Source organism: Sphingobium xanthum (assembly GCF_019737615.1).
Taxonomy (GTDB): domain Bacteria; phylum Pseudomonadota; class Alphaproteobacteria; order Sphingomonadales; family Sphingomonadaceae; genus Sphingobium; species Sphingobium xanthum.
The window spans coordinates 356,840-367,879 of the sequence record NZ_JAHKKS010000002.1; the positions used below are offsets into that span (position 1 = coordinate 356,840).

Annotated in this window: 12 protein-coding genes; 6 read left to right on the forward strand and 6 right to left on the reverse strand. The window is 65.8% G+C overall.

Translation table 11 applies throughout. The features are described from left to right. The first annotated feature begins 156 nt into the window (after positions 1-156). From gltX to KM135_RS04900, 3 genes are read left to right on the forward strand one after another with little or no spacing between them, the layout of a single operon-like run. Positions 157-1,581, forward strand: coding sequence for a glutamate--tRNA ligase (gene gltX / locus KM135_RS04890; RefSeq protein ID WP_343228149.1), 1,425 nt, complete (start codon positions 157-159; stop codon positions 1,579-1,581). 51 nt (positions 1,582-1,632) lie between these two features. Then, positions 1,633-2,916, forward strand: coding sequence for a citrate synthase (locus KM135_RS04895; protein WP_221712846.1), 1,284 nt, complete (start codon positions 1,633-1,635; stop codon positions 2,914-2,916). Positions 2,917-2,941: 25 nt separating this feature from the next. Continuing rightward, positions 2,942-3,307 (forward strand): VOC family protein, encoded by a 366-nt coding sequence (locus tag KM135_RS04900; protein ID WP_221712847.1) that lies wholly within the window; start codon positions 2,942-2,944, stop codon positions 3,305-3,307. A gap of 5 nt (positions 3,308-3,312) precedes the next feature. On the opposite strand, the gene KM135_RS04905 is transcribed toward KM135_RS04900, so the two are convergent. The 4 genes from KM135_RS04905 to def form a co-directional block, all read right to left on the reverse strand. Then, positions 3,313-3,810, reverse strand: a complete 498-nt coding sequence (locus tag KM135_RS04905) for a hypothetical protein (protein WP_221712848.1) — start codon at positions 3,808-3,810, stop codon at positions 3,313-3,315. 75 nt (positions 3,811-3,885) lie between these two features. Continuing rightward, positions 3,886-4,371: a hypothetical protein gene (locus KM135_RS04910; RefSeq protein WP_221712849.1), complete on the reverse strand. Its 486-nt coding sequence runs from the start codon at positions 4,369-4,371 to the stop codon at positions 3,886-3,888. An 8-nt stretch (positions 4,372-4,379) separates the two neighbouring features. Further along, the gene (locus KM135_RS04915; protein WP_221712850.1) at positions 4,380-5,417 is read right to left on the reverse strand and encodes a hypothetical protein; all 1,038 of its coding nucleotides are present in this window, start codon (positions 5,415-5,417) and stop codon (positions 4,380-4,382) included. Positions 5,418-5,666: 249 nt separating this feature from the next. Then, positions 5,667-6,197, reverse strand: coding sequence for a peptide deformylase (def, locus tag KM135_RS04920; protein WP_221712851.1), 531 nt, complete (start codon positions 6,195-6,197; stop codon positions 5,667-5,669). A 291-nt stretch (positions 6,198-6,488) separates the two neighbouring features. On the opposite strand from def, the gene KM135_RS04925 reads away from it, so the two are divergent. Continuing rightward, entirely contained in the window at positions 6,489-6,764 is a 276-nt protein-coding gene (locus KM135_RS04925; RefSeq protein ID WP_221712852.1) for a hypothetical protein, read from the forward strand. A gap of 61 nt (positions 6,765-6,825) precedes the next feature. Here the strand turns inward: KM135_RS04925 and recR are convergent, their stop codons facing one another. Next, positions 6,826-7,422, reverse strand: a complete 597-nt coding sequence (recR, locus tag KM135_RS04930; RefSeq protein ID WP_221712853.1) for a recombination mediator RecR — start codon at positions 7,420-7,422, stop codon at positions 6,826-6,828. A gap of 53 nt (positions 7,423-7,475) precedes the next feature. Between recR and fmt the strand changes: the two genes are divergently transcribed. Both fmt and truA read left to right on the forward strand, forming a co-directional pair. Next, positions 7,476-8,384, forward strand: a complete 909-nt coding sequence (gene fmt, locus KM135_RS04935) for a methionyl-tRNA formyltransferase (protein ID WP_221712854.1) — start codon at positions 7,476-7,478, stop codon at positions 8,382-8,384. Further along, positions 8,381-9,121, forward strand: coding sequence for a tRNA pseudouridine(38-40) synthase TruA (gene truA, locus KM135_RS04940; protein ID WP_221712855.1), 741 nt, complete (start codon positions 8,381-8,383; stop codon positions 9,119-9,121). Before fmt ends, truA begins: the two co-directional genes overlap by 4 nt. Positions 9,122-9,133: 12 nt before the next feature. Here truA and KM135_RS04945 read toward each other — a convergent pair whose 3' ends face one another. After that, on the reverse strand, positions 9,134-11,032 hold the full coding sequence (locus tag KM135_RS04945) for an XrtA/PEP-CTERM system amidotransferase (RefSeq protein ID WP_221712856.1): 1,899 nt from the start codon (positions 11,030-11,032) through the stop codon (positions 9,134-9,136). Positions 11,033-11,040 lie beyond the last annotated feature (8 nt).

Genomic DNA, 11,040 nt, shown 5'->3' on the forward strand with positions numbered 1-11,040 from the left:
GCCCGCTCGCTTTCCAGCCAAGTTTCGATGTGAACTAACCAGCCGCCCGCCGCCCCCTTGCTGCGGCGCAACAGCGAGATTTGTCGGAGCGAAAAAGCCGTGCTAGGGGCGTGCTCGTTCAACTGTTGACCCCCTTCCCCTGGAGCAGAACTTAGCGTGACGGACGGACTGAAAACAACGGACAAGGTCGTCACCCGCTTCGCTCCCTCGCCCACGGGCTATCTGCACATTGGCGGCGCCCGCACGGCGCTGTTCAATTATCTGTTCGCCCGGCATCATGGCGGCAAGTTCCTGCTGCGCATCGAGGATACGGACCGCGCCCGATCGACCGAGCCGGCCATCGCAGCGATCTTCGACGGGCTGAGCTGGCTCGGCCTTGCCGGGGACGAGGAGCCGGTCTTCCAGTTCGCCCGCGCCGGGCGCCATGCCGAAGTCGCCAACCAGATGCTGGCGGCCGGCCACGCCTATAAATGCTTCGCTACGCCAGAGGAGCTGGCCGAACTGCGCGAGGCGCAGCGCGCCGCCAAGCAGCCGATGCGCTATGACGGGCGCTGGCGCGACCGCGATCCGGCCGAGGGCGGCGACAAGCCCTTCGTCATCCGCCTGAAAGCGGCGCGCGAGGGCGAGACGGCCATCGAGGATGCCGTGCAGGGCCGCGTGGTCGTGCAGAATGCCGAGCTGGACGACATGATCCTGCTCCGCTCGGACGGCACGCCGACCTATATGCTGGCCGTGGTGGTCGACGATCACGACATGGGCGTGACCCATGTCATCCGCGGCGACGATCATCTCAACAATGCGTTCCGCCAGCTCGGCATCATCAAGGCGATGGGCTGGCCGGAACCGGTCTATGCCCATATCCCGATGATCCTCGGCACGGACGGGGCCAAGATGTCCAAGCGGCACGGCGCGACCGGCGTCGATGCCTATCGGGACGAGCTCGGCATGCTGCCCGAGGCCGTCTTCAATTATCTGCTGCGGCTCGGCTGGGGTCATGGCGACGCGGAGATCATCAGCCATGATCAGGCGATCGAGTGGTTCGATCTGCCGGGCGTCGGCCGCTCGCCCTCGCGCTTCGACATCAAGAAGCTGGAGAGCCTGAACGCACATTATATCCGCGAGGCCGAGCCGGCCCGTCTCGCCGCGCTGGTGGCCGAGCGCATGCCGCCGCTGGGCGGCAATGAAGCTACCGAACGGCTGCACCTGCTGACCGCGATCATGCCCGCTCTCCAGCCCCGCGCGAAAACCGTGCTGGAGCTGGCCGATGGCGCCGCCTTCCTCTTCGCCACCCGGCCGATTCCTGTCGACGAGGCTGCGGCAAAGTTGCTAGACGGGGATGCACGGACCCTGCTCAAGACCGTGGCAGATACCCTCGCGGCGATCCCGGAATGGACGCTCGAGGGCATCGAGACCGCGATCAGGACCGTGGCGGAGGATGCCGGTCTTGGTCTCGGCAAGGTGGCACAGCCGCTGCGCGCCGCATTGACCGGGCGAACCACATCGCCCGGGATTTTCGACGTGCTTTATCACCTTGGACGGGATGAAACGCTTGGGCGCCTGGGGGATCAGGCTCAAGCGTAAGCCATACCGGACTGTTTTCGGGCGCGAATTGAAGCAACAAGGGGTTTTGGAATGAGCGACACAGTCAAGCTGACGACCGATAGCAAAGAGCTGGAATTGAAGGCGCTCTCAGGCTCGGTCGGCCCCAAGGTCATCGATATCCGCAAGCTCTATGCCCAAACGGGCATGTTCACCTACGATCCCGGCTTCACCTCGACGGCGAGCTGCGATTCCGCGCTCACCTATATCGACGGCGACGAGGGCGTGCTGCTGCATCGCGGCTATTCGATCGAGGAGCTCTCGGAAAAATCCAGCTTCATGGAAGTCGCCTATCTGCTGCTGCGCGGCAGCCTGCCCTCCAAGGACGAGCTGGACGGCTTCAACAACACCATCACCCGCCACACGATGGTGCATGAGCAGCTCTCGCAATTCTATCGCGGCTTCCGTCGCGACGCGCACCCGATGGCCATCATGTGCGGCGTCGTGGGCGCGCTCTCAGCCTTCTATCATGACTCGACGGACATCACCGATCCGCAGCAGCGCATGATCGCAAGCCATCGCCTGATCGCCAAGATGCCGACGCTGGCGGCGATGGCCTATAAATATTCGATCGGTCAGCCCTTCGTCTATCCGCGCAACGACCTGAGCTACACCGGCAATTTCCTGCGCATGACCTTCTCGGTCCCCGCCGAGGAATATGAGGTCAATCCGGTGATCGAACAGGCGCTGGACCGGATCTTCATCCTGCACGCCGACCATGAGCAGAACGCCTCGACCTCAACTGTGCGTCTTGCAGGCTCGTCGGGCGCCAATCCGTTCGCGTGCATCGCGGCCGGCATCGCCTGCCTCTGGGGCCCGGCGCATGGCGGCGCCAACGAAGCCGCGCTCAACATGCTGCGCGAGATCGGCACGCCCGAGCGCATCCCGGCCTATATCGCCCGCGCCAAGAACAAGGACGATCCGTTCCGCCTGATGGGCTTCGGCCATCGCGTCTACAAGAACTACGACCCGCGCGCGACGGTGATGCAGAAGACCGTCCGCGAGGTGCTGAGCGCGCTGAAGGTCAACGACCCGATCTTCGACGTCGCCCTGCAGCTCGAGGACATGGCGCTGCACGACGATTATTTCCGCGAGAAGAAGCTGTTCCCGAACGTCGACTTCTATTCGGGCATCATCCTCTCGGCGATCGGCTTCCCGACCGACATGTTCACCGTGCTCTTCGCCCTCGCCCGCACCGTGGGCTGGGTCGCGCACTGGAACGAAATGATCTCCGACCCAGAGCAGAAGATCGGCCGTCCGCGCCAGCTCTATACTGGCCCGGCCCAGCGGCCCTACGTCCCGGTAGCGCAACGCTGACAGGGACACCGCAGGGAGCGCGAAGTTGATCCGCAAAGTCGCCTTCACGCTCTACCCGGTCAAGGACATGGCCCAGGCGCGCGCCTTCTATGAAGGCGCGCTCGGCCTCACGAGCAGCGCGGGGGAGCAAAGTCCCTGGGTCGAATATGACCTGCCCGAAGGCGGCTGCTTTGCCATCACCACCGTCATGCCCAATCATCAACCCGGCGCGAGCGCCGGCGGCGTGATCGCGCTGGAAGTGGACGATATCGACACGCTGACCGCAAGGCTGCGCGAAGATGGCGTGCGGCTCGGTTCGGCGGAGATGATCAAGGGGCCGCATTGCCGGATGATGCCGATCTTCGATCCGGACGGGAATTCGCTGATCCTGCACCAGCTCGATCCGAACTGAGAACTTCAGCCGCCGCGCGGTACGAAGGCGCTGGCGCGGCAGGCGATCGCGACAGGATCACCGCGGCGCAGTCCGGCTACCGGAGGCGCGATCACTTCCATCACATCATAGTGATGGGCATTGACTGACGGCTTCGTTTCCGGATGCGGATAGTAGATCAACCCGGGATAGCGGGCGCCTCCGTGATGAAGCGTGCCGTGGACGAAGGAAAAGCTTTCCGGCGGGATGTGCGCCTTGGGATCGCCTAGATCGCTCGTCCAGTCGAGCAGGTCGGCCGTCATGTCCGCCTTGGCCAGGACGAGCCCGTAAGGCAGGACGACGTTGATCGTACCTACGAACCAGCCCGGCACCAGCGCATCGAGATCGATGCCCCTAGCGCGCAGATGCGGCTGCTGAAGCAGCAGGGTCGAGGCGGGATAGGGATTGTCGGCACGGCCCACGGCGCCGCCGGACGCGAACTGGAAGCCGCTGCCTACTATGCCATCGTGGATCGTCTCGCTCATGGCCCACATGCCCCACCCGAAACGGTGTGAGACTACCCCCGGAGCGGCTGGCGGGCAAGACGCCCGCGCAGGACGCTATTTCGTGCCGGCGGTCTGGACGCAGCGCGTCCCGTCGATCCACGGTTCTGGCACGAGCGCGTTGGCGAAGCTCACGACGGTCGCCGCGCTTGTTTCCGACTTGCCGAGCTCGGACGCGACTTCGCGGAACAATGTGCAGGTCTGGATCGTGCTGTCGCGGTTGCTGTGCTGGTTGCTGACCCTCGTCTGATAGTTCTGATAGACGATATGGCTCGCCTTTCCGGTGCCGCCGAACTGCTTCTTGAGCCGCGTATCTGCCTCCTTGAGCACGGTCTTGTTATTGTCCGCGAACCGCTTGAAATCGGCCTCCATATTCATGTTCAGGGCCGTGCAACGCAGGGTGGCGATCATCATGGCGATCTGAAACTCCATGACGCGCGCGGCGCCGACCGCATCATCGTCCCAGCAGGTGGTGGCGCTCTGCACCGGACTCGCAGCCATGGCGGCGAGCGGCAGCAGGCAGAGCGTGGCATTGCGCTTCATGACCGACCTCATTTCGCGGGCTGACAATTGGCGATGGGCACGGCCATCATCCGGTCGAACAGACCGAGCAACGCGCTGCGGGCGGCATAGGCCTGTTCCGCGAGCGGGCGGAACGCCCCGGCATCCCTGGCGACGGCATTGGCGCCGTTGATGTCCCGGTCCTTCACGCGCGCGTCATACGTCGCCTGTAGCTGGTCGAGATAGGCGATCGCCGCTTTGTTGTTGTCATCAGCGATCTTGACCGTCGGCACATAGGTCGCCTGATGGAACTGGTTGCGCTGCTCCGCGGAACAGAATTGCGCCGGAAGTTCGATCGCCGGCATCGCCGCGAGCTGCGGCGTTGTCGCGACCGCGGGAGCAGCGGCGATTGCCGGCGCCGCCACGCCCTGAGACGAGTATGCCGCGAGGCGCGTGAGCAGAGACGGCGGTGTAGCCGGCGCTGCGGGTGCGGCCACGACAGCGCTCGCCGGCAGGGGCGCAGCGCTTGTCAGGACCGCGGGCTGCGCACCGGGCACGGCAGCCGCCATCGCGGGCGGCGCCGCAACGGGCGCGGTCGCCGGCGCCGGCGCCGGTTGGGCACTGGCGATAACGGCGCCGGGAACGGCCTGAGCCGGCGCGGGCAGGGCATTGACGGGCGCCGCCGGTGCCATCGGCGCGGGAACCTCTGCCAGGCCGGGGAATGGCGCAAGGTTGCCGGACGGCATAGCCGGTGCCGGATGCGGAGTCGCCGCCGGTGCGGGAGGCGCTGCCTGTGCCTGCACAGGCGCGGCGGGTGCGACAGGCGCGGGCGCCTCGCCGGGCCTGGTGAGCGAGGCGATCTTCACGCGGGCAAGCGCGCTGAACGTACCCTGCGGATATTGCGTGAGATAAGCCTCGAACTGCGCGCGATCCTCGCTCGCCATGATCGATTGCCAGAAAACCAGCTCGAAATTCGAGCCGACACCATTGGCGGCCGGTGGAGCGCTACCCGCTCCCCCCTGAGCCAGCGCTCCGCTCTCCAGTTCACCCGAAACCAGACCGATCACGAGCAGCGACGATGCTGCCACCAGTGACCGGCGCCACGAACGACGTCGCGCTTTCATCATGCCCCTGACACCCCACTGGGGCCGAGGCCCCTACCCACACAGGCAGATGACTACTCAAACAAAGTTGATTCGTTCAAGATAGCTTGTGTCGTTTTTGGGACAGAATTCGAAAATATTGTTCAAGACAAATGGCTGTGTGCGAAAGAACACATAAATGAAGGCGGCGCACCGACAAGCGAAGCACCCCGAAATTGCCCGGCTTCCGTAACGTCAGGCGGCCTTGCGGCTCTTTGCCAGCTTCTTGAGCAACATATCGCGCTTAAGGCGCGAGAGATGATCGATGAAGAGAATGCCTTCGAGATGGTCCATCTCATGCTGGAGGCAGGTGGACAGAAGCTCGTCCAGCTCTTCCTCATGGATGCGACCCTGCCGGTCCATCCAGCTCGCGCGGATGCGCGCGGGGCGCTCCACCTCGGCATATTGATCGGGGACGGACAGACAGCCCTCATTATAGATGGACAGTTCCGGCGAGGCATCGACGATCTGCGGATTGATGAACACCAGGGGCCGCTTGACGGGCGGCGCGTCTTCCTCGTCCGACTCCGGCTCCTGCAGATCGATTACGAGGACGCGCTTGGGCACGCCGACCTGGATCGCCGCCAGCCCTATGCCCGGCGCGTCGTACATCGTCTCGAACATGTCATCGATCAGCGTCTGCAGCTCGTCGTCGATCGCCTCTACCGGCGTCGAAATGGTCCGCAGCCGCGGATCGGGAGTCTCGATGATGGGACGGATGGCCATGGCGTGGAGATATGGCGAGAGCCGCCCAAGATCAAGCACCTCCGTTGGCGCTTTGTTCCGATCAGAGCCATCGGCAAAAAGAGGCGCGGATCATTTGAGAACCGCGCGCGGAAAATTCGCAATGTTTGGCATGACATCCCAAGCCTTGGCGCGAGATGCCAACATCTACGTTTGTAGATTTTCAATGAAATGGCTGAAATTCAATGTTTTAGCTGTTTGGCATGGATAGTGCAGTAGTACAGTCGTCAGCCGGTTGGCTGTGCCCCCAAGTGAGAATTCAGGAGTGAGGAAATGACGTTCGCAAAGACCCCCATCGCCCTTCTGGTCGCAGCTCTTGCCGCTGTTTCCGTCCCCGCCATGGCGGCTCCCGACGAAGGCAAGCCGCTCCGCGTCGAAGTGAAGGACCGCGCAGGAAGCACCGTCTATTGCGTGACGGAGGAAACGACCGGTTTCGCCGCTCCGCGCAAGACCTGCCACACCCGCGAGCAGTGGATCGCCAATGGCGCGACCTTCAAGATCACCGCGAAGCGCAACCCCGAGGGCACGGCTCTGGCATCGGCTCACTGATGCACGGGCCCCCGGCGCCACGCCCTTCCCTTGCGGCGTGGCGCCGGATCGGTCTGCTTCCCTATCCGATCGGCCGACGGGCCCGCAGCGCCTGCGCCAGCGTCCCCTCGTCGAGATAATCGAGTTCTCCGCCGACCGGCACGCCATGGGCCAGCTGGGTCAGGCGCACCGGATAGCTCTCCAGGCGCTCGGCGATGTAGTGCGCGGTGGTCTGCCCTTCGAGCGTGGCATTCATCGCCAGCACGACCTCGTCGATCCCGCCGGCCGCGACCCGCTGAACGAGCGGCGCGATGGCGAGATCCTCCGGCCGCACGCCGTCCAGCGCGGACAGCCGCCCGCCCAGCACATGGAAGCGGCCGGGGAACAGCCGCGATTTCTCCAGCGCCCAGAGATCCGCCACATCCTCGACCACACAGAGCGCGCGCCCATCCCGGCGCGGATCGGCACAGATGCCGCAGGGATCGATCGTATCGACATTCCCGCAGATGGAACAATGCACCATTCGCTCCTGCACGCTTTCCAGGGCGCGGAGCAGCGGCACCAGCGCCGTATCGCGCCGCTGGAGCAGATGCAGCACCGCCCGACGCGCCGAGCGCGGGCCAAGGCCGGGCAGGCGGGCCAGCGCCTGGGTGAGCGCATCGATCTCGGGTGAGGACATGGATGCCAAATAAGGGCTTGCACTCGCGCCTTACAAGCGTTTCAGAAGCCGGCATGCGGATCATCTTCATGGGCACGCCGGATTTCGCGGTGCCAACGCTCGATGCGCTCGTCGCGGCGGGTCACGAGATCGTCGCCGTCTATACCCAGCCGCCGCGCCCGGCCGGACGCGGCAAGGCGCCGCGCCCCAGCCCTGTGCAGGCGCGCGCGGAGGCGCTTGGCTTGCCCGTGCGCTCGCCGCTGACCCTGCGCGACGAGGCGGAGCAGATCGCGTTCGACGCTCTGGAGGCCGATGCGGCGGTGGTTGCGGCCTATGGGCTCATCCTGCCGCTGCCGGTGCTGCATGCGCCGCGCCTGGGCTCGCTCAACGTCCATGCCTCGCTCCTGCCCCGCTGGCGCGGTGCGGCACCGATCCAGCGCGCGATCCTCGCGGGGGACGATGAGACCGGCGTCACGATCATGGCAATGGCCAAGGGGCTGGACACCGGGCCGATGCTGGCAACGGTCCGCACACCTGTCGACGGCAAGACGGCGGGGGAACTGACCGACGAGTTGGCGAGGAGCGGCGCGGCGCTGATGGTGCAGGTGCTGGGCAATATCGGCGCCTATCCGCCGGTCGTGCAGCCCGAAGAGGGCGTCACTTACGCCGCCAAGATCGACAAGGCCGAAAGTCGGATCGATTTCGCTGCCGGGCCGGTCGAGGCGGAGCGGCAGGTGCGTGCGTTCAATCCGGCACCGGGTGCCTGGACGAGCATCGGCGAGGAGCGGATCAAGATCTTGGCCGCGAGCGTAGAAGAGCGCCCCGGCGAGGCCGGCGTCGTGTTGGACGATGCCGTGCTCATCGGCTGCGGCGATCAAGGCGCGCTACGCCCCACATTGGTCCAGCGCGCCGGCAAGGGCGCAATGAGTGCGGCCGAGCTGCTGCGCGGCTTCCCGATCCCCGCCGGCACGCGGCTGGAATGACTCGCTTTGCTTTCACGGTCGAGTATGACGGGCGGCCCTATATGGGTTGGCAGCGGCAGGCGCATGGGCCGAGCGTGCAGCAGCATATCGAGGAGGCGCTGGGGCGCATCGTCGGCGCAGTGCCCGTCATCCATTGCGCGGGACGAACCGACGCGGGGGTCCATGCGCTCGGCATGCGCGCGCATGTCGATCTCGACAAGGCGATCACCCCCTTCCGACTGATGGAAGCGCTCAATGCGCATCTGCGGCCCGAGCCGATCGCGATCCTCGCTTGCGAGACGGTGGACGATGACTGGCATGCGCGATTCTCGTGCATCGCCCGCGCCTATGAATATCGCATCCTCACGCGCCGCGCGCCGCTCACGATGGAAGCGGGCCTCATCTGGCGCGTGCCGCATATCCTCGACGGCGAAGCCATGCAGGCGGCGGCGCGGCATCTCGTCGGCCGCCACGACTTCACGACCTTCCGTTCGGCGCACTGCCAGGCCGACAGTCCGCTGCGCACGCTCGACCGGCTCGACGTGGTGCAGGCGGGCGAGCGGATCACGGTGCATGCGCAGGCGCGCAGCTTCCTGCATCATCAGGTCCGATCGATGGTCGGTTGCCTCGCGCTGGTCGGGATGGGGACATGGTCGGCGGACGACATGAAGGCCGCGCTGGAGGCCAGGGATCGCGCTGCGCTCGGCTATAATGCGCCACCTGACGGGCTCTATTTCATGCGGGCGGACTATCCCTGAAGGCGACGCCGCTTAGCCGAGATTGAAGAGCCGCGTCAGTGACTTGTCGAGCATCACAAGCTGCCAGAGCAGGCGGCCGTGGTCCGACGTGCCGTTGCGATGCGCCTCGGCGATGCGGGCGATGCGACGCATGTCGAACCATTCGGTCCGCGCCAGTGCCGAGCCGCCGGCGATCGCCCTCGCCTCTCCCGCCAGCGCGCCGCGGAACCACTGGCTGACCGGCGTCGAGAAGCCCATCTTCTGGCGATAGAGGATATCCATCGGCAGCATGTCCTCCATCGTCTTCTTGAGGAGATATTTGCCCGAGCGGCCATGGATGCGCTGGCGCACTGGCAGGCGCGCGGCGAACTCGATGAGGCGGTGATCGAGCAGCGGCTCGCGCGCTTCCAGGCTCACGGCCATGCTCATGCGGTCGGTCTTGGTCAGGATGTCGCCGGGCAGCCAGATCTTGAGATCGGCATATTGCGCGCGGTCGATCGGGTCACGGGCGGGCGCGTCGCGCATCGCGGCGACATAGCGGTCCTCGGCGCGGTGGCCATTGAGGCCCTGCCTGGCGAGATCAGTGAAGATCGCGGCGCGCTGCGCTCCGGTGGTGATGCCGACCGAGGTCGCATAGGCCTCGCCCGCATCAGCCGCGAGGCCGAGCAGGGTCGTCTTGGCGCGCAGGAAGCGCGGCGCCCAGTCGGCCTTGGGATAGATGGCGCCGAGCGTGCCGAACACGCCACGCCGCAGAGGTGCGGGCACGAGGCCGCGGATCATTTCCTCGCGATGCTGAAAGAGATGGCGCCGATAGCCGGCAAAGCCCTCGTCCGCGCCATCGCCCGAGAGCGCGACCGTCACCGTCTCGCGCGCCAGCTCGCAGACCCGGAAGGTCGGCAGAGCAGAAGCGTCGGCGAACGGCTCGTCAAAATGGTCTACGAGCTTGTCCATCAGGCCGAAATCATCCGGCGAGACGACGCGCGTGCGATGATCGGTGGCGAAACGGCGCGCGATCCGCTCGGCATAGTCGGTCTCGTCCAGCGCAGCGACGTCGAAGCCGATCGTGCAGGTCTTGACCGGCTGGCTGCTCGCCTCGGCCATCAAGGCGACGACGGTGCTGCTGTCCACGCCGCCGGAGAGGAATGCGCCGAGCGGCACGTCCGCAACCATGCGCGAGCGCACGGCCTCGCGCAGGCGGCCGAGAAGCTCGTCCTCCAGATCCTCCTGCTTGCCGCGCTCGCGATCGGAGAAGCTGATGTCCCAATAGCGGCGCGGCGGCGGCAGCGGGCGGCCACGAATGGCGAGCAGGGTCTCGCCCGCACCGAGCTTCTTGACGCCCTTCACGATCGACGTGTCGTCCGGCACGTAGCCGTAGGCCAGATAATCCTCGATCGCCGTCAGGTCCGGTACGCGGCGCAGGCCCGGATGGGCGAGCAAGCCCTTCAACTCCGACGCGAAGATGAGGCTGCCATCGGCCAGGGTCGCATAATGCAGCGGCTTCACGCCGAAGCGGTCGCGCGCCAGCCAGAGCGACTGGGTGCGCTGATCGTACAGCGCGAAGGCGAACATGCCGTGCAGCCGATCGACCACGCCCTCGCCCCATTGGCGCCAGCCATGCAGGATGACTTCGGTATCGCTGTTAGTACGGAAGACATGGCCCCTGGCTTCCAGCTCCGCCCGCAGCGCGCCGAAATTGTAGATCTCGCCATTGAAGGTGATGACGACATCGCCCTCCGGTGTCGCCATGGGTTGGGCGCCACCGCCGAGGTCGATGATCGAGAGGCGCAGATGGCCGAGGCCGACGCCGGTGGCGCTCCACACGCCCGAGCCGTCAGGGCCGCGATGCTCCATCGGCGCGAGCATCGCGCGGACGCGCGCTTCGTCCACGGGCTTGCCGGTCTCGACGAAGAAAATGCCTGCTATGCCGCACATCGCCGCTG